The 17,848-nt window shown below is 41.9% G+C and carries 20 protein-coding genes and 2 pseudogenes; 8 read left to right on the top strand and 14 right to left on the bottom strand.

Features of this window, described 5'->3' with window-relative positions; all coding sequences use genetic code 11:
* Positions 1-211 precede the first annotated feature (211 nt).
* On the top strand, positions 212-379 hold the full coding sequence (locus tag ECA1_RS17690) for a hypothetical protein (protein ID WP_172462573.1): 168 nt from the start codon (positions 212-214) through the stop codon (positions 377-379).
* Between the two features lie 243 nt (positions 380-622).
* On the opposite strand, the gene ECA1_RS05580 is transcribed toward ECA1_RS17690, so the two are convergent.
* Positions 623-1,948 carry a dihydrolipoyl dehydrogenase family protein gene (locus ECA1_RS05580; RefSeq protein ID WP_060791916.1) on the bottom strand — a complete coding sequence of 442 codons (1,326 nt, stop codon included), beginning with the start codon at positions 1,946-1,948 and terminating at the stop codon, positions 623-625.
* 184 nt (positions 1,949-2,132) lie between these two features.
* On the opposite strand from ECA1_RS05580, the gene ECA1_RS05575 reads away from it, so the two are divergent.
* A complete protein-coding gene (locus tag ECA1_RS05575) occupies positions 2,133-2,321 on the top strand; it encodes a hypothetical protein (protein WP_060791915.1) in 189 nt (62 codons plus the stop codon).
* 62 nt (positions 2,322-2,383) lie between these two features.
* Here ECA1_RS05575 and ECA1_RS05570 read toward each other — a convergent pair whose 3' ends face one another.
* The 3 genes from ECA1_RS05570 to ECA1_RS05560 all read right to left on the bottom strand — a co-directional run bounded on the left by ECA1_RS05570 (position 2,384) and on the right by ECA1_RS05560 (position 4,923).
* Positions 2,384-3,361, bottom strand: coding sequence for a Gfo/Idh/MocA family protein (locus ECA1_RS05570; protein WP_060791914.1), 978 nt, complete (start codon positions 3,359-3,361; stop codon positions 2,384-2,386).
* A gap of 23 nt (positions 3,362-3,384) precedes the next feature.
* A complete protein-coding gene (locus tag ECA1_RS05565) occupies positions 3,385-3,783 on the bottom strand; it encodes a heme-binding protein (protein ID WP_080542651.1) in 399 nt (132 codons plus the stop codon).
* Between the two features lie 114 nt (positions 3,784-3,897).
* The gene (locus ECA1_RS05560; protein WP_005226060.1) at positions 3,898-4,923 is read right to left on the bottom strand and encodes a Gfo/Idh/MocA family oxidoreductase; all 1,026 of its coding nucleotides are present in this window, start codon (positions 4,921-4,923) and stop codon (positions 3,898-3,900) included.
* A 204-nt stretch (positions 4,924-5,127) separates the two neighbouring features.
* Between ECA1_RS05560 and ECA1_RS05555 the strand changes: the two are divergent.
* The 4 genes and pseudogenes from ECA1_RS05555 to ECA1_RS05540 all read left to right on the top strand — a co-directional run bounded on the left by ECA1_RS05555 (position 5,128) and on the right by ECA1_RS05540 (position 8,019).
* Positions 5,128-6,020, top strand: a pseudogene (locus ECA1_RS05555) (MurR/RpiR family transcriptional regulator).
* Positions 6,017-6,982, top strand: coding sequence for a Gfo/Idh/MocA family protein (locus ECA1_RS05550; RefSeq protein ID WP_060791912.1), 966 nt, complete (start codon positions 6,017-6,019; stop codon positions 6,980-6,982). Before ECA1_RS05555 ends, ECA1_RS05550 begins: the two are co-directional and overlap by 4 nt.
* 158 nt (positions 6,983-7,140) lie before the next feature.
* Positions 7,141-7,365, top strand: a complete 225-nt coding sequence (locus ECA1_RS05545) for a hypothetical protein (RefSeq protein WP_005226057.1) — start codon at positions 7,141-7,143, stop codon at positions 7,363-7,365.
* 177 nt (positions 7,366-7,542) lie between these two features.
* The gene (locus tag ECA1_RS05540) at positions 7,543-8,019 is read left to right on the top strand and encodes a GNAT family N-acetyltransferase (protein ID WP_060791911.1); all 477 of its coding nucleotides are present in this window, start codon (positions 7,543-7,545) and stop codon (positions 8,017-8,019) included.
* A gap of 71 nt (positions 8,020-8,090) precedes the next feature.
* Here the strand turns inward: ECA1_RS05540 and ECA1_RS05535 are convergent, their stop codons facing one another.
* The 3 genes from ECA1_RS05535 to ECA1_RS17795 all read right to left on the bottom strand — a co-directional run bounded on the left by ECA1_RS05535 (position 8,091) and on the right by ECA1_RS17795 (position 9,569).
* Positions 8,091-9,134, bottom strand: coding sequence for an AI-2E family transporter (locus tag ECA1_RS05535; RefSeq protein ID WP_060791910.1), 1,044 nt, complete (start codon positions 9,132-9,134; stop codon positions 8,091-8,093).
* Between the two features lie 172 nt (positions 9,135-9,306).
* Complete coding sequence (locus ECA1_RS18100) at positions 9,307-9,408, bottom strand: triphosphoribosyl-dephospho-CoA synthase (protein WP_255209318.1); 102 nt, start codon at positions 9,406-9,408, stop codon at positions 9,307-9,309.
* 23 nt (positions 9,409-9,431) lie between these two features.
* Positions 9,432-9,569 (bottom strand): triphosphoribosyl-dephospho-CoA synthase, encoded by a 138-nt coding sequence (locus tag ECA1_RS17795; RefSeq protein ID WP_255209317.1) that lies wholly within the window; start codon positions 9,567-9,569, stop codon positions 9,432-9,434.
* A 64-nt stretch (positions 9,570-9,633) separates the two neighbouring features.
* Between ECA1_RS17795 and ECA1_RS18015 the strand changes: the two are divergent.
* Positions 9,634-9,813: pseudogene (locus ECA1_RS18015) on the top strand (LysR family transcriptional regulator); the annotation flags it as partial.
* Between the two features lie 213 nt (positions 9,814-10,026).
* Here ECA1_RS18015 and ECA1_RS05525 read toward each other — a convergent pair.
* The 4 genes from ECA1_RS05525 to ECA1_RS05510 form a co-directional block, all read right to left on the bottom strand.
* Entirely contained in the window at positions 10,027-10,446 is a 420-nt protein-coding gene (locus tag ECA1_RS05525) for a cupin domain-containing protein (protein WP_016609368.1), read from the bottom strand.
* On the bottom strand, positions 10,447-10,791 hold the full coding sequence (locus tag ECA1_RS05520) for a carboxymuconolactone decarboxylase family protein (protein WP_060791909.1): 345 nt from the start codon (positions 10,789-10,791) through the stop codon (positions 10,447-10,449).
* Positions 10,760-11,326 carry a flavodoxin gene (locus ECA1_RS05515; protein ID WP_060791908.1) on the bottom strand — a complete coding sequence of 189 codons (567 nt, stop codon included), beginning with the start codon at positions 11,324-11,326 and terminating at the stop codon, positions 10,760-10,762. Before ECA1_RS05515 ends, ECA1_RS05520 begins: the two co-directional genes overlap by 32 nt.
* 166 nt (positions 11,327-11,492) lie before the next feature.
* Positions 11,493-12,374 carry a LysR family transcriptional regulator gene (locus ECA1_RS05510; protein ID WP_060791907.1) on the bottom strand — a complete coding sequence of 294 codons (882 nt, stop codon included), beginning with the start codon at positions 12,372-12,374 and terminating at the stop codon, positions 11,493-11,495.
* Between the two features lie 289 nt (positions 12,375-12,663).
* Between ECA1_RS05510 and ECA1_RS17010 the strand changes: the two genes are divergently transcribed.
* Complete coding sequence (locus tag ECA1_RS17010) at positions 12,664-12,852, top strand: hypothetical protein (RefSeq protein WP_034868570.1); 189 nt, start codon at positions 12,664-12,666, stop codon at positions 12,850-12,852.
* 212 nt (positions 12,853-13,064) lie between these two features.
* Here the strand turns inward: ECA1_RS17010 and ECA1_RS05500 are convergent, their stop codons facing one another.
* From ECA1_RS05500 to ECA1_RS05490, 3 genes are all read right to left on the bottom strand, one after another.
* On the bottom strand, positions 13,065-13,769 hold the full coding sequence (locus ECA1_RS05500) for a flavodoxin (protein WP_060791905.1): 705 nt from the start codon (positions 13,767-13,769) through the stop codon (positions 13,065-13,067).
* A gap of 303 nt (positions 13,770-14,072) precedes the next feature.
* Positions 14,073-16,316, bottom strand: coding sequence for a beta-glucosidase BglX (bglX, locus tag ECA1_RS05495; RefSeq protein ID WP_255209319.1), 2,244 nt, complete (start codon positions 16,314-16,316; stop codon positions 14,073-14,075).
* Positions 16,309-17,775, bottom strand: a complete 1,467-nt coding sequence (locus ECA1_RS05490; RefSeq protein ID WP_060791903.1) for a glycoside hydrolase family 43 protein — start codon at positions 17,773-17,775, stop codon at positions 16,309-16,311. Before ECA1_RS05490 ends, bglX begins: the two co-directional genes overlap by 8 nt.
* Positions 17,776-17,848 lie beyond the last annotated feature (73 nt).

Genomic DNA, 17,848 nt, shown 5'->3' with positions numbered 1-17,848 from the left:
AAAATGAATGCTGCAAGAGGTATTTTTCGTCTCGGACAATTGGGATATTTCTAACCGTTCGTTTTTTCATTTCATTTTGAAATTCTCAGATTTCTTGTGAACTTTTCAGAAGACTCCACTCATAATTTCATACATGCCTAATGGGATTATTTTTTCCTTCACGCTTGCTTTTTAGGAAGAAACGTTATGATGATTTTACTTGCTAGGAGGTGTGAAAAATCGAACTTATCGGACATTTGGTCTTTTGGATCCCGTTTTGTCTTTTTCTAGTGATTGGATCGTTTTTCATACAATGGCGGAAACGTTTCGTTACAACCCTTATTGCAGCGATCCCGTTTCTCTTTTTTATGGTAAAAATATTCAATTATCGGCACTATGAGCCAGATTCTATTTTCATCATCTATTTGGTCGGGCTCTTCTTGTCGGCGATCTTACTGATTGCTGCTGTCCGCCGACTGTCAAAAAAAGCCTAAGCCTAGGGTTACTAGAAAACAAAGACATTGCCTAAAATGAAACCCAGCCTAACTTTAAGGTTCATTTAAGGTTCACGGACTATAGTCAATACGGACATAATAATTTAGAGCCTGTGCTAGCGGAAACTAGTGCAGGCTTGTTTGATTATTTATAGAAAATAGGACAAATCGCTAGCAGGTGTTGGGTAGGCAAAAATCATTTGGGCCAGCGCTTCTTTCGATAGCTGATTCTCCAACACAAAAACGAAGTGGTTGATCAACTCATCGGCCAATGCAGAAACAATCGTGACAGCAACGATGGTATCAGATGTGTCATAAACCAATTTGATTTTTGCATTTTGATCATTGATTCGTCGATAGGTATACCAAGAAGAAAGATCCATCACCTCGCTATGATACTCTGAGGCATGATCGGCAATCTCTTGCTCACTGATCCCGATTCTTGCTAGTTTTTCCGCACCAAAAACTAGCGTAGGGATCAGCGGATAGCGGATGGGTGTTTTCTGGTCATCTATATGATCGACAAGATAGGCGGCTTCAAAGCTGGCAACAGGCGTCAGTTTGGGCTGCTTTTTCGCTAGCACATCCCCGATTGCATAGATGTGTCTTTGACTAGTCTGCAAAAACTCATTTACTACGATCCCTTGTTTTGACGTTTCTACTCCTGCCTTTTCCAGTTGCAGCTGATCGCTATTGGGTCTGCGTCCCGTGGCACCAATCACTGCTTCTACGGGTAGAGACAATGCTTGTGTCTGGATCGTATAGTGGTTTTGTTCTTTCGTGATTCGCTGCGTGTTCTGCTTAAAGTGGAACGAAACGCCTTGGTCCTGCATTGAACGAACCATTTCTGCGGTCAATTCAGCATCAAATCCTTTTAGCGGCTGGTCATTATGATGGATCACATAAACTTCAGCACCTGCTGCTTGAGCGATCATTACCAATTCGAAGGTAATATACCCAGCACCTATGAAAGCAATCGTTGCTGGCATCTTTTCAAAGGAAAGAAAATCAGTACTGCTTTGTAAATGCTCCTTGCCGACGATGGGCAGTACGGCTGGACGCTGTCCTGTCGCAATAATTATTTTTTCTGCTTGAATCTCTTCTGCGTCCACGACGACCGTATGGGCATCACGAAAAGCGGCTTGTCCGTAGTAAGTAGTGATCCCTTCTGCTAGTAACCCTTGTTTGGTTGACTCTGGCACCCGATCGGTATACGAACGCTTAAACGCCATCAGTGCCGGCCAATCAATGGCTACCTGTCCTTGAACACCATTGCCTTGCATACGTTTCGCCTCTGTTTTGACTTCTACACCTCGCATCAGTAGTTTTTTCGGATCACACCCGCGATTGGGACAAGTGCCACCCCATAAATCGGCTTCAACGATCGCCACTGTCTTACCTTTGGCTTTTAACCCGTAGGCAGCAGCCGTTCCAGCTGGACCCGCTCCGATAATCAGTACATCCACCTTTTTCATCTGTCTCCTCCTTCTCCTAAAAAAAATATTCCTGCGCTTTCTCTTCCCTTCAAGTATAGCGAATCACGGTCAGCCGACAAAACAATTCGCCTTTTGTGGCTCCTGCGAATGATCACAATCAGCCCTTGAAGTTGCATTTGATATGGTATACTTTTCTTGTCAGTTTAACGACAAAGGAGAATGAATGACTGTGAGTTTTAAACGTTTTTTTCAGCTCTTTCTTTTTTATTTTCTCTCGATTCTGGTGGCATATGGCCTGATTGCATTTCTAGTAGTAGATAACTTTTGGCTGGTGGTCTGTTTGATGACGATTGTCGGCTACCTCACCTTGGGTATCCCACTAACCTTATTGAGTTTAAAGAAGAAAAAATAAGACAACAGACAAAGACACCAGCAACTTTTCTAAGAAGCTGGTGTCTTTCCTCATTGATGCGATTATCCTAATACGATCTGGGCATCTGCCAATGCTTTTTCCACGACTTCCATCACCAGCTTGCTATGGGCAAGACGTTCCTTGACAAAGGCCTGATCATTTTCGTGAATGGCTTGTGCAAAACGGACAAATTCTTCAAACATACGATGTCCGTGAACGCTGCGATCCTGATGGCTTTTTGCCCCATGGACCGGTTCAACGTCATAGCTGGCAAGCGTATTCGTCGGCCCATTGACGATGATCGATCCTTTCGTCCCTTGGATCGTTGAACGAATCGTCGCTGTCGAATCTTTGGCGCCGATACAAACGACTTTTGTTTGTTCATAGTCTAAAAACAGCATGCCAGAAGTATCGATCCCCTGTTCGACATTAGCAAAATAGCGGACACTTTTTGGTTTTCCTAAAAGCCCGACGACAAAATGAATATTATAGATATTGATATCCATCAATGCCCCACCACCCATTTTCGGGTTAAATGCAGGTAAAACGGTTCCCTCTTTGAATAAATCATAACGAGAAGAATACTGCGAATAGTTGCATTCAATCACTTTCAGCTCTCCCAATGTTTCAAGCTGCGCTTTTATTCCTTGATAGTTGGCTAAGTACTGATTTGTGATGGCTTCGATCAAAAGCACCTTGTGGGCAGCAGCCAATTCTGCTAATTCTACTAATTCTCGTGTCTGCAACGTAAATGGCTTTTCACAAATGACGTGTTTGCCAGCGAGGATTGCTTCTTTGGCAAAGGAATAATGCAAATGATTGGGCAGTGCGACATACACGGTGTCAACGGATGGATCCGCCAAACATGCCCCTAACTCTGTGTAGACGGTTTGAATCCCGTATTGCTGTTTTAAGTGATTCATTTTTTCTAAATCATTTTCTGTCCCAAAAATAGCGGACAGTTCAAGTTGTGGGACATCCCCTGCCACCGTTAAAAAATCATGGACGATCATGCCTGCCCCTAAAATCGCTAAGTTCATCTTGCTTCCCCTTTTCTATCTTCTTAAATCATTTGTTTCAATACTTCGGTGATCACTTTATGATCCTCTAAATGAGCCAAACCTGACACACAGATAGCACCCGTGACTTTTCTGTCTTCGATAATTGGAAAACCACCACCACAAATTGCATAATGTTCGTCTTGTGCCCATTTAGCAAATTGTATATCTCTATCTTTTTGCGCATAGACGTACAGTGAACTATGCCCGCTTTCTAGTACCGTTCGTTCTTTTCTTTCAAGCCAAGGGCTCTCTTTTCGCCCTGCCATTAAAAATCGAATGATCGGCAAGCCCTGATGAACAACTTTTATCCCTACCGGCTTCGGGTAGTTCCTTTTAACGTACTGATCGATGGCAATAACCAACCGCAATGCGAGGTCATTGTCAAAATGAGCAAACTGCAGCTGCTGTTCTTCTTGCAGGATTTCTGAAGGTTCGATTCGGATCTACTCCTTTACGTTGAGTCAGTTGATGCCTTCAGGCGCTTTGTTTGTCAAAAGCCCCATAATCACCCTGCCTTATGACTCAGTAATCACTTGATTGATGCCTGTTTCTAGCATTTCGATTTGTAAAATCGTTTCTTCGTCTTTCACGATTTTCTCTTTGCCATGGATGATCGTTTCATAGACGCCCTCATACACACGGCTATAATCACCAATTTCAGAGATGACTTTTTCTTCATGGTAGTTCCCGTTAGCATCCATATAAGTTAGTGTGCCATAGTGCTCTGGCAAATCGATCCCAAAATCGGCATGATCTGGGAGATAAAACTGTTTTAGATGCTCTTCTTGTCGATCCTTGGTTTGTTTTACAAAAACGCCGTTTTCGCCATAAACGACAAAACTAGGCCGCTCTTTTAATCGGAAGTAACTAGATTTGACTGAGACTTTCATTCGACCATAAAACAGATCCAAATCGAAGTAATCATTCATGCGATTTTTTCCAAGCAATTGCCGAACCTCATAATGGACATCGTCTGGTTGTCCAAAATAGGAGATCACTTGGTCCAGTGTATGACAAGCGTGTCCGTACAAGTAGCTAGTATTCAGGGAAAATTCGGTCACTGACCGTGGAATCTCTGGACGAAAATAATCATAATGCATCTCTACTTCTAAGAGATCTCCGAGCACGCCGCTTTCGATCACTTTTTGCGTAGTCAAAAAATCGGAATCAAAGCGGCGATTTTGATAGCATTGCACAAACAAGCCTTTCTCCTGCGCCAGTGCGAACAATTCCTTTGCTTGTGCCGAAGTTTCCGTAAAAGGTTTTTCGATCAAGACATTTTTCCCATGAAGCAAGACATCCTTGCCTAATTCATAATGCAAATGACTGGGGGTCGTGACCACAACTAATTGAATTTCAGGATCACGGTAGATATCCTCTAAGTCAGAGGTGTAATGAACACCTTCTAGTGTTGGCCAGGTCAGCTTGCCGCTTGGTGAATAGATCGTCTTTACTTTGATCTTATCCTGCAGCTTGGTTGAAAAAGGCAGATGGTAGCGATTGGTGCTTTTTCCGTTTCCGAGATATGCGATAGTTAACATTATGACGCCTCCTATGAATTGATAGCTTGATTATTGCTGATATCCTTCGGAATGAGAAGTCTTTTGCCAAAAACAGGTTCTTTTGACCAGACTTTTTCGCAAACTGCTGAGTGGTTCTGAACATTTTTACCAAATTGACAAAAAGGTACAGTTTTTGCTTTTGGTTTTCTTTATCCTAGGCTATGATTAGAAAGAGGTGGTTTGATGTTATTAGGAGATAAATTACGGCTTCAAGAAGGATTGACCAATACGGAGAAACGGATTGCCGAATATATTTTGCAAAATATCAATGATGTGCCTTCGTTGACGATTGAAGTCATCGCCAAGCATACATACACATCCCACTCTTCCGTCATTCGTCTAGCCAAAAAGATGGGATATGAAGGATTTAAAAGTTTTCGCTTAGGTCTGGCTGAAATTGCCCATAATCAGATGTTCAACCCAACCTTTGTTGACGCGAATTTTCCTTTTTCGCCTAAGGATCAAACACCTGATATTTTGAAAAAAATGGCCGATCTAACGATCAACTCGATTCACAAAACCCACGCTCAGGTTGCCCCAGAAACGATGGAAGCAGTGGTGCAATCATTGGATGCTGCGCAACGGATTTTCTTATTTGCTCGCGGCGATTCTCAGATCCGGGCAAGAAGTTTTCAAAATAAGTTGGTCAAAATCAATAAGTATCTGATCCTAGCTGATGAATATGGGGATGATGCGTGGAATGCATCGAACGTCACAAAAAATGATTGTGCCGTGTTTATTACCTACCGTGGGAAAAATACGCAATACGAAAAAATCATGCAGCACTTTCGTGATGTCGGGGTACCAGTGATCGTGATTTCTGGCAACGCCCATGCGAAAATCATCCCATTAGCGACCCATGCGATCATCGCTTCTCATGATGAACGTGATTTTCTCAAAGTCGGCACCTTTTCTTCACAGGTCGCCTTTGAGTATATTTTAGATTCACTGTTTGCATTGCTGTATGCCAAAGAATACCAAAAAAATATTGTCGAGTTAAGAAAAAAACAAACTGTTTTGGAATCAGGGATTCTCTCAGAATACCCGTCACTGAAGAAAAGAGGGAAATAAAATGATCAATTGGGGAATTATTGGTGCCGGAAATATCGCCAATCGCTTTGCTGCTAGTTTAGAAAATTTTCAAGACGCCCAGCTTTATGGGGTTGCTTGTCGTACGATGGAAAAAGCGCAAGCGTTTCAAGCAAAATTTCCGTGTGACGCCGTCTTTGATGACTACCAAAACCTATTAGATGATCCAACTATCGATGTCATTTATATTGCTTTGCCGCATTTGTATCACTATGAATGGATCATCAGAGCCTTTCAAGCGAAAAAAGCTGTTTTATGTGAAAAACCAGCAACCTTGACTGCACAAGAAATGCGCGATGTACAAAAACAAGCCCAAGCACACGAAGCCTTCTTTATGGAAGCCATGAAGCCACGCTTCACCCCAGCGTATCGCAAACTAAAAGAACTTGTGGATGGTGGTCATATCGGTGAATTAACAAGTGTCACGACTACTTTTCGCCGCCATTTACCAGTCGAAGGCAGTTCTTACCATTATCTGCCAAAACAAGGGGGCGCTTTACTGGATATGGGGATCTATAACTTAGCCTTTATCCAAGATTTTTCACCAGAAAATTTAACTGCCGAATTGATCGATTACAGCCTTTATGAAACTGGGGTTGATACCTACGTTGAAGCACGCTTTGTCAGTGAAGACTTTGTTGCAGTGATTGAGACTGGATTTGACCAAACAAAAGAGACGGTGGCGGAGTTACAAGGAACAAAAGGGAAAATCACGATCCCCAACTTCCATCGCCCCGCTTCTTTTACCGTGAAGATTGACCAAGAAGACACGGTCTATGATATTGGGTACGAGATCGATGATTTCCATTCGGAGATTCAAGCAGTTCATACCGCCCTTGCACAAGGACAACTCGAGAATCCCCTGATGTCCTTAACGGATAGTATTGCCTGTATCGCTTTAGCTGATGAACTAAGAAGCTTACTAGATGCGGAAAAAAAAGACAATTAAGATCATGCCCCATCGTTTTTGAATAGAACTGACCAGTGGTTGCCACTCGGTCAGTTTTTTTGTCAAAAATTGAGCGCTTTCTTTGACGCTATTGAAATGGTTATATTATATTTATTGAGTATATTTTTATACAAATAAAAAAAGAAAGGAAAACGCTTATGACTCCAGAAATTATAACGTATCTTATTTGTTTATTGACCTTCGCTTATCTAGCTGTGACGGTTTTTACTTTTGTAAAAAATCGTCGGACAGGTGACGGCTATCGCCTCCGTATTTTTTACGTGTTGGCAGCAGCACTCGTCTTTTTGCTTTCCGTTTATGCAATCGCTACCGGTCAAACCTATGACGACTTAGTGACATCGATAAATGATCTTTTTCAATAAAACAACGACGGCACGAACCCCAGCGGATCTCTTCGTTTGTGAACCTGTGGTTGAGGGAAGGATCAAAACAGAAACGAGCCAATGAAAGACTGCTAATCGATGGCTTTTCCATCAGGATCTGCTAAGCCGAATCAATGTCTTTCAATAAATGATGTCTGATTTTTTATGGAGGTGTGCATGCTCATTCAGCTTAAAGAAGCGAAGCTTTCCGATCTGCTTTCAATCTACTTGATACAAAAAACGGCCTTCAAATCCCTCTTTCTCCGTTATCAAGACAAAGAAACTTCTCCCTATTTACAAAGTTTCGAGAAGCTAAACGCAAAGTTTTCTGCGTCGAATACCACTTATTATTTAATCATGACCGCTCAGAAAACCGTGGGCTTTATAAAACTGACGGTTGAGCAGGAACATACGACGAAGCTATCTTCCATCGCCCTTCTTCCCTCCTACGAGAACCGCGGGATTGGTAGACAAGCAATGACCTTGATTGAAAGGCTTGTTCAAACAGATACGTTACGTTTGAATACGATCCTGCAAGAACCTAAGCTGGTTCACTTTTATCACTCGTTAGGGTATTCAGCAACAGGGATGTTTCAAAGCCCCTCTTCAGCAATCTGCTTTGTCTCCTTTACGAAAAAAATTGCTGCGAAATAAAAAAGCCATCTCGCCTTTCATCGGCAGAGATGGTTTTTTCTATCAATTGCCATCCTTTACAGCAATCATTTTTATTGGTCCTGCAAGGTGTCATCGGTTTTTTTACGCAATCGCGGAATCTCTTTCACATTCATTAAATCTAAAAAGAAAGTGAACAATGGGATCCCGATGATCAAGCCCCACAAGCCAAAGAGATGTTCGCTAAGATACAGGAGAATAAACGTGTAAAACATCGGGATCTCTGTTTTATTAGCCATCAAGCGGGGATTTAAGATATAGGATTCCAACGCATGAACAAACACTATGATGAATAAAATGTAGATCACGTCATTAAATCCGCCGATAGAATAGGCAATAAACGTCAATGGAATACACGAGATGATCACACCAGCAACAGGAATCAAGCTGAGAAAGAAAATCATCAACGCCAAACTCAACAGCTGCGGAAAGCCCATCACCGCTAAGGCGAAAACAGTGATCGCTGTATTGACTAAGGCGATCACCAACTGCGTCTCAATCACATTTCCGAAAGCCCGCGTGAACTTAGCCCCTAAATAGTAAACATCTTCAAAGAACCACGCCCCTCGTCCTTGCAAAAATAGCCGAGAAAACGCAACGGTCTTTTTGTTATCGATCATAAAGAAGAAACTAAGCAGAAAGGAGATCAGCACAGTCAACGCCAACTCACCGAAATTATACAGATAATTAATCACGACTAGAACGCCGCTTTGTAATTTCTGGATGTATTCGCTGGTTTGCAATAAATTCAAGACATATTCGATCAATTCATTATTGGAGTCTGTCCGTTGGTAGAAATCAGCAACGGAATTGACTAATTGGACGGATTGTTTGATGATGATGGGTACATAATTTGTTGCTACTAAATAAAGAATAAAAACAATCAAGCTGTAAGTCAGGATGCTCGTAAGCTTAATGGGCAGATGACTTTTTCGATGGAGCAAAAGAACCAGCCGATAAATCAGATACGTAAAGATAAAGGTCAGCAAAAGAATGGTCATCAGACTGCGAAACAAAAAAAGAATGCCCGCAAGCATAAACAGGACCGTCCAGCGCCGCAACACAAGATTTTGAAGAAAAGCATTATAGTATTTCATCTGTAACTCCTTTATTCGTTGCAATGGAGCAACGAAGCATTTCAGTAGTGCCTAAGAATTATCTAATCATTAAACTATGCAAATAGCAAGAGATTTTATTTTTCTTAATCGAGCGAAAAAATGAAACAAAAAATTCTTAGAAGAATCGTTGCCTTTCTTCTAAGGAAAAGAGTTATTGGTAAACGGTCTTTCCTTCGTTTACGGGTAAAACCGAGTTGATGGACAATAAAAAGAAGCTGGCAGCCAACAGATCAGCACTGCCGCCTGGAGACACATTTTCTGACTGGCAGAAGGCTGCTAGTCAGAAAATGCTGGGTTCGGCAACGCTTGCTGATTGGCTTTTTGTGCGAGTTGCTGAACTAGTGACAGTACCTCTTGATTGCTGCGGTATAAAATACACGTATCGTCCAGCGTAGCGATGATCACCAACAGCATGTGGAGTCTTTTTTTGGTCTCATTGGAACAATCCCGAGAAAAGTAATCTGCTAGAGCGAAAAGACTAGGAATCACGTTCTTTCCTAAAATTACTTGGGGCTATGAAGATCAGGCACCTTTCGTTTTACGTGAACTAGCAGATTTCCCCTTATCAAGGACGATCTATTTAGCATCAAGCTTTACTAAAGGTCATTCCATGACAAAATTGATTGCAAAAACGTTGATTGAATTTTATCTTGGCTAAACAAAAAGAAGCGTCCATTCGCACGTTAGCTGTGCAAGTGGACGCTTCTTTTTTCTCTCCTATTTACAAAGGTTGAATCATCGGCTCGACCGTACATTCATTCACATTGATCACTCCGATCTCTTTTGACTCGCCACACTATTGGCTGCCCCAGTCAGGTGAGACCCCATAAGATTTGTTACACGCCTTCCAGTACGGCTGCCTTATCATCGCTTATGCATCGGGCAATTGATCGTATTCTTCATCACTGACTGCTTCTAACCATTCTGAAGCACCAGCAGTAATCGCTACATGGGCAAACCAACTATTTTTTGCTGCACCATGCCAATGTTTGACCCCTTCCTTAATGACTACGACATCACCAACAGTAAGTTTTTGCGGTTTCTTGCCTGCTTCTTGGTACCAGCCTTCTCCTGAAGTCACCAACAACAATTGATACCCACCATCGATATGCCGATGCCAATTGTTGCGGCAACCTGGTTCAAAGGTCACATTGCCAACGTTGACTGGAATCGCTGGATCAGCTACTAAAGGATTCAAGTAACTCTGACCGTTAAAATATTGTGCATAGGCGTCATTTGTGTTACCTAATGAAAAGATTCCAGCTTCTTTTGCTGCATCGAGTTCTGACATTTATTTTTCCTCCAATTCAGCTAGCTCTTCTTGATAAACCGTTTTGGCGATGTTAAAAGCAGACCAAGCTTTGGGCCAGCCAACATAGAAAGCCAGATGAGTGATCACCTCAGCGATTTCTTCTGCTGTGATCCCGTTTTCCTTGCCAATCGTCAGATGGGCAGTCAATTGTTCAAAATTCCCACCCGAAATCAAGGCAGATATCGTTAATAAGCTTCTCGTATGAGGAGCCAATTCTGCCTCACGTGACCAAACTTCACCAAATAACACATCATCATTTAATTGCGCAAATTTCGGCGCAAATGACCCTAGATTATCTCTTCCTGCAGTTTGTTTCTTTACCATATCGATCGACTCCTTCTTCTATTGTGATAAAATGCTGGCTCACCCAATTTTGAATGGCAGTATTCGCCTTATTCACTCGTGAACCACGGATGGCTAATCCAGGATATATGAGGGCTTCAGGACAAGTTTTTTTAAAGTCTTCTAGGCTATTGCCGAATCCTGAGCCTTCATGAGTACAAAAGGGGAAAATAATCTTCCCATCGAAATGATGGTCTTTTAAAAAACTCGCCACGATCATCGGATAGGTCCCCCACCAGTTGGGAAATCCAACAAATAGTACCCGTTCTTTAAAAAACGCAGACGGTACTGTTTGATAGCGAGGAAAATCATTAGTAGCTTTTTCTTTTTGTGCTTGTTCGACCATCACCTGATAGCTTTCAGGATAAGGTTCCACAGGGGCAAGGGGATAAAGGGGGCATTGCAGCTGCTCTGACAGCTTCTCTGCTAGAATCTGCGTATTTCCTATACCCAGTTTTTTGAGCTGTCCCTCAATCAGATTTTCACCAGCTCGTGAACAAACAAGTATTGCCGCCATTGTGTCACCTCCTACTCTTTGTTTCCTGATAGATTTAATGGTAAGCCAATCGAGTTGGATTGGCTAATGCTTTTTCACACAAGACCTTATGCTTACAAAGCATAGCTGGTTTTGATATACAAAAAAGAAGCGGATATCACCGCTTCTTTTGATGTTTACACTGAGATTATTGAAAGGAATCGCGAAATCGTCGAATAAACTCGATAACGACTGGCGACAGTACACGATTCTTTTTCCAAACCAATACACAGCTGGTCTCGATTTGTGGTACTAAAGGCAGAAACTTGATTGCCTCATTCCTTCGCTGACCAACAGCGCCACTAACAGTCAGTGCCGAACCAACATGGTTTTCTACTAAGGAAAAGACATTGAATATTAAATTGTAGGTACCCACGATCGGCAACTCTTCCACTGGTGTCTTCGACCATTGACTGAACATTTGTTGTACTTCTGGACGCTTCGAGATCAATAAAGGCACACCTTTGATGTCTTCGAGTGTAATCTCTTCTTTATGCGCAAGAAAAGAATCAGCCGATGTCAAAAAGCCCCATGTTTCTTTTCGTGGAAGAACGATTTTTTCGTACTTCTCGATTTCAATCGGTTCGATCAAGATCGCTAGATCCAACAAGCCTTTCTCCAGGCGATTGCTGATGTCATCTCCTGTACCACTATGAATATGAAAGCGAACATCAGGATAATCATTGATAAATTCTTCCAACATCAAGGAAAGCGTATCGGAATTATCTGCTTCCACACAGCCAATCGTGAAGTGACCGCTAAACAAATGTTTTTTACGATCTTCAAACGCTTGCATTGTCTGGTCTGTCAAACTCAAAATCTCTTCTGCACGGCTTTTTAAAAAACGCCCCGCTTCCGTTAAAACCATTTTACGATTATCACGAGTGAATAGTGCCGTCCCTAACTCGTCTTCTAATTCTTTTAATTGTCGACTCAATGTCGGTTGTGTGATGTGGAGCACTTCTGCAGCTTGAGAAATCGTCCCTTCCTCCGCAATCGTGTAGAAATATTTTAATAACCGAATTTCCACAAAATCTCCTCCTCATTTTTTTCTTTTGCATTCAAGGTGTTCGAAACAAAAGAGAACCTCCCTCTCCAGTCTCCTTATCAATTCTTATGATAACAAAGAATCACTGTTCCAGCGAGTCTAGCTAAAAAAGCGTAGGAAATTGCAGAATTGTAAAAAGATTCGTCAACAACATGTAAAAACTGTTCGCTTAAACGAACAGTTTTGTCAGCTGCTTGCTTTTTACGGCTTTTGGCGTAGGATATATGAGTATCTTGGTATGAGTCCTCATACAATGATTTGTAGGAATATGATGTTAAATTTATCAATTCTTTTATTTTGTGTAGCGATCGCTTTACTCGGACTTGCAGGATTCATCTTTAGAGTGCGTGCGTTGCTGAATAAACGTCCGTGGAATGGTCCTGTATTGCCATTGTCGGTTATTGGTGTGATTCTTTTGATCGTCTCTTTGGTCATGATCTACCTTTCTTATCCTAAATAACACGATTGTAGTCAACCTAGAACGAATAAATTGGAAAAATTGACTCTTCTCGGGAATAAGTGGAAGCTCTTGCTCCTAATCCATCAGCGCATCCCCAAATGATTCATAAATCAACTGCATTAGTTTACCATAATTATATTATGATTATTTCGGTTTGTGGTACATCATGAACATGTAGCCAATTGAGAAACGGCTACTAAACTTGAATTTTGCTAATATCCTAGTTCATCGAGCCAATTCAACAGATTCGGTTCAGCGTCTTCAACACTTCCCGCTCTTGCTGCAAAGCCTTCAAGAAAGTCATACGCTGGATACAACGTTTGAAGTTCGTTTTGACTATTGGTCAATCCACTTCCCCCATGGGTTGCAAAAGGAATGATTTGTTTCTCCGTAAGATCATAGGTTTCAAGAAATGTTAAAACGGCTCTTGGGGCACGGTTCCACCAAACGGGAAAGCCGATAAAGAGAACATCCACTTCAGTCATTTGGGCAACGTCAGCCTTCAACGTTGGTCTGGTATCTTCTTCCACCTCTCTAGTGGCAAAAGCTGTATGTTCATCGTAAATGTTAGGGTAACCTACTTCTGTTTGAATCGAGAACAACGCACCGTCGGTCTGTTCAGTGATCACTTCTGCTATCACCTGGACATCTCCTACTAAGGTGTCATCGATTACATTAAAACTACTTCCAGAAACTGCTTCGACCGTTGGTTCATGCTCTAAATTTTCTGGTCTTGTGAAGTAGGCGATCAAAATATCGGCATCCCCATCAATCCCTGTTTCTCTCATTTGTTGCGCAACGGTGTCACTAGTACTTGTTTCCGTTGTACCGATGTCTGGCTCGTCATTCATTGAATCACTGCTGCATCCTGCTAGAAAAAGCATTGTCAGAAAAAGTCCTTTTGTCCATTTGTTCATTGAATTGCTCCTTTCCTTTTCCACCAAAATGGTAGTTCCAGTATAATTCTTGAAGTGGACTTTAAGGCAAGGCAAAAAAAGATTTTTAGGGTTTCCTTTCCCTTTCTCTCACAGAATCAGCACATTATAAGAAGCCTTAAAACATTAAGCGTAGCTTTACGGCTCTCCCCTGTCTTATCTTTCATTTTTCCTTGTGATCTATATTTTTACAAGGTAATACCTAATGAAAACAGTACCTTGTTTGAAATGTTAGAAGTAGTTAAAGGATCAGAAAGCGTTTCGTGTCAGAAAATGACCATATATTCATAGAAGTTCGAAAGTCGCTGCTTCACCTTCTGCAGAATTTTTCCCAATAAACAAAGTAAACAATCCAGGTTCGACGCCAAAAGTCAGATCTTTTTGATAGTAAAAAAGATCTTCTTTAGTTATCGTGAACAAAACGGTTATTTCTTCGTATGGAGACAACGGAATTTTTTTATATTTTTTTAATTCTTTCACTGGCCTAACTGCCGATCCAACGTGATCTCTGATATAAAGCTGGACTGTCTCCAATCTTGAGTAAGCAGAATTGTTGCGGATCGTAATTTCAGCTTCCAACGTTTCATTCATGGTTGAATCACTCAATTTTAACGAATGGTATGATGCTTCCCCAAAACTCAACCCATAACCAAATGGAAAGAGCGGCTCGTTTGAGCAATCCAGATACTTCGAAACGAAACGTCCTGTATGTGTCTTGCTGTTCAATGGTCTTCCAGTATTGAAGTGATTGTAGTAAAGTGGCAGCTGCCCTACATCTTCTGGGAAGCTCATACTTAAACGACCAGAAGGATTGACCTTTCCAAAAAGTATGTCAACGATTGCTTGAGCTCCTTCTGTGCCAGGAAACCACGCCTGTAAAATTGCATCCATTTGTTTGGTTTCTTCTTTGAGAAACAGTGGACGACCACTGAAATTGATCAGGATATTTTTTTTGCCAAGAGCGGTCATTTTTTTTATGAATGCTCTTTGAACAGCGGGCAAATGAATGTCCGTTCGACTGCCAGCTTCCCCACTTTGTAAACTGTGTTCCCCCATAGCAAAAAGAATCACATCGGCCTCGGCTCCCGCTTTCAGTGCTTGTTCCAACCAAAGCTCTTGCTCTGCAGCTGATATTGAGGAGCCGCTGGCAGTAAAGCCAAAGTCTCCGAGGATAGAATCGTCTTCTAAAAGCGGGCAACCTGGTTCGAAATGAACATACTTCTCCGTAACTGCATTTTGGAGCGCCGTTTTTAATGTTGTGACATCCTCTGTTTTTCCGTGTACTGCCCATAAACCAATCATTGCTTGGTTGTCACCATAGGGACCAACGAGTAATATTTTCTCTTTATTTGGAGTAAGGGGAAGTAGCTCTTGCTTATTCTGCAATAAAACGATCGCTTCGGAGGCAACTTTTCGTGCAAGTTTCCGGTTCTCTTCGGATAAAAGTATTTGAGCCTCTACTTCTTCTGAACTGCCGCGGAAAGGATCTTCAAACAGCCCTAAATCCTCTTTAAGTTTCAAGACACGATACACAGCGTCATCGATCAACCGCTGATCGATCGCACCACTTTCCAGCAGCGGACGAAGCTCTTTCGCATAACATCGGGTTTTCATATCGATGTCATTTGTTGCTTCGATCGCTAATTTGGCCGCTTCTCGATCATCCGCAGCAATCCCATGAGGAATTAATTCTTGAACAGCTGCATAATCCGAAATAACGACTCCATCAAACTGCCATTCTTCTCTTAAAATTTGTTTGATCAAAAATTGATTAGCAGTAGCGGGAATACCATCATACGTGTTAAAAGAAGTCATGACTATTTTGCATCCAGCCTCGACAGCCGCTTTATAGCCGCTTAAGTAGTCTTGACGCAGTTTGCGTTCGCTCATATCAACTGTATTATAATCGCGTCCGCCTTCTGCTGCACCATAAGCAGCAAAATGTTTAACACAGGCAGCGATTCCGAGCAGTGTTCCCCCTTTTTCTTGCTGAATGCCTTCTACCATTGCTTTCGCAAAATCAGCATTTAGCAGCGGATCCTCTCCTGTCGACTCCAAGCATCGCCCCCATCGAGCATCGCGTACTAAGTCGACCATTGGTGCATATGTTACGTGTGCGCCAGCCGCTCTTGCTTCTTGTGCTGCGGCTTGATAGGCGCTTTGAATCAATGTTGGATTCCATGTTGCTCCCAATCCCAGAGGGATGGGAAAGACTGTTCGGTATCCATAGATGATATCTGCCATGAACAATAGTGGGATTTTGTGTCGACTTTTTCTTAAGTAGTCTGTTTGAATCTTTCGAGTTACTTGGGCACCTGTGACGTTCAATACCGAACCGACAACATCGATGGTTTGTTGTTCGATGCCAAGTTTTTGCTGAGGACCCAAAGACAAATCGCTTCCGTGAAAGAATTCTCCAGATAACTGCACCAATTGGCCGATTTTTTCGTCTAAGGTCAGTTGGTTGACTAATTGTACCAGTGTTTGATTTTTCATATTATTACTCCTCGCATAGTTTTTTCTATTGATATCTTAGCTCTGGTGTGATGAATCGAGTCTTTCCTGTAACTGCTTCTGCAAAGACTCCTAACTGGACACCGGTAAATTTTGAGCCAGAACATTCATTTGTAAAATGACGTACAGCGATTTGATCTTTGAACACTACTGTATTCGTTTCATCTAAAATCAGCAGGTGGTAGCTGTTGCTGTCTCCAGACAATTTCAGAGTCAACCGCTCTCTATCTTTTAAATTATTGGATCGATACAGAAGTAAATCAAAGATGTTTTTCCTGCCAAAAAGTTCTATTTGGTGTTTTGTTTTTCGCAATCCAAATTGGCAAAAATGCAGGTCATCCTTGTAGATTGCTATACCAAAAGTCCCCTCCTGACATTCGTCGACCATCAAAGTGGTTTCAAAGCAGCAGGTAGTATCAGCTTGACATAAGGACAAAAAGGCAATGGGCTCGTCCTTAGAAGTTCCTAAACGAGTCGGTAAGTTATCAATGATCAAATCAGTATCATACGTATAATCAATTGGCAAACGTAGACTCTGCAACTTCTTGCAGAGAAAAGGTACTAGTTCATTCCGCTGCTTAACGCTTTTTGAAAAACGATCTGTTTCAACTTCAACCGATGCATTCCCTGTCTGATTGACAACTGGCCAACCATCTATCCACTCTACAGGTAATAAAATCGTTTCACGACCAAGCAGTGTGAAATGACGGTTGGGCCTAGTCGCAAGAGCTGTCAGCCACCAAGAACCTTTTTTGTCTTGAAAGAAATCTGCGTGCCCTACGGCTTGAAGCCTCGATTTGATATCTCTATTAGAGAGGATAGGATTCGTATTAGCTCCTTCATACGGACCATTGATTGATTTGCTTCTTTGAACCGTTACCATATGGCCTTCTCTTGTGCCACCTTCTGCCAATACAAGATAGTACCATTCGTCTTTCTTGAATAGATGCGGTGCTTCTGCGTCGCGTCCACCGCAACCTTGGCTAATTTCTACCGGATCTGTCAGCATTTTCCCGCTGTAAGGATCGATTTCAAATTGTAGAATGCTGTTTTTCCCTTTCATTGATGCAGCAAGTTGTAAGAAAAATCGGCCATTAATAAATGAAATTGAGGGATCGATCCCAAAAGGACAATCGATCCAGATTGGATCAGACCAACCATGGTCAAGGTTTTTCGTATGGCAGATGAAATTCCCTTGGGTGACATTTGTACATACTAGAAAATATGTTTCCTCAAAGAAGCGGATCGTTGGGGTAAAAAGGCCCATCGAGTTGCTGATTTCTTTCAGATTGATATGATCCGGACAATCAATCGCATACTGCTTAAAATGCCAATTGAGCAGATCCTGGCTTTCAAAAATCGGCAGACAAGGAAAAAATTCAAAACTTGAACAGACTATATAGTAGGATTTCCCATCGAAACAGATACTCGGATCAGGATGAAATCCTTTGATAATTGGATTGGTATACTTCATTGTGCTCCTCTTTTCTCTTTTAGTGCCACATGTAAAAAGAAGAAAGCGACACTAACCGCTTTCTTCATCGAGT

Origin of the sequence: Enterococcus casseliflavus NBRC 100478 (genome assembly GCF_001544095.1) — a bacterium.
Lineage (GTDB): Bacteria > Bacillota > Bacilli > Lactobacillales > Enterococcaceae > Enterococcus_D > Enterococcus_D casseliflavus.
This window is presented reverse-complemented; position numbering and strand designations above follow the sequence as displayed.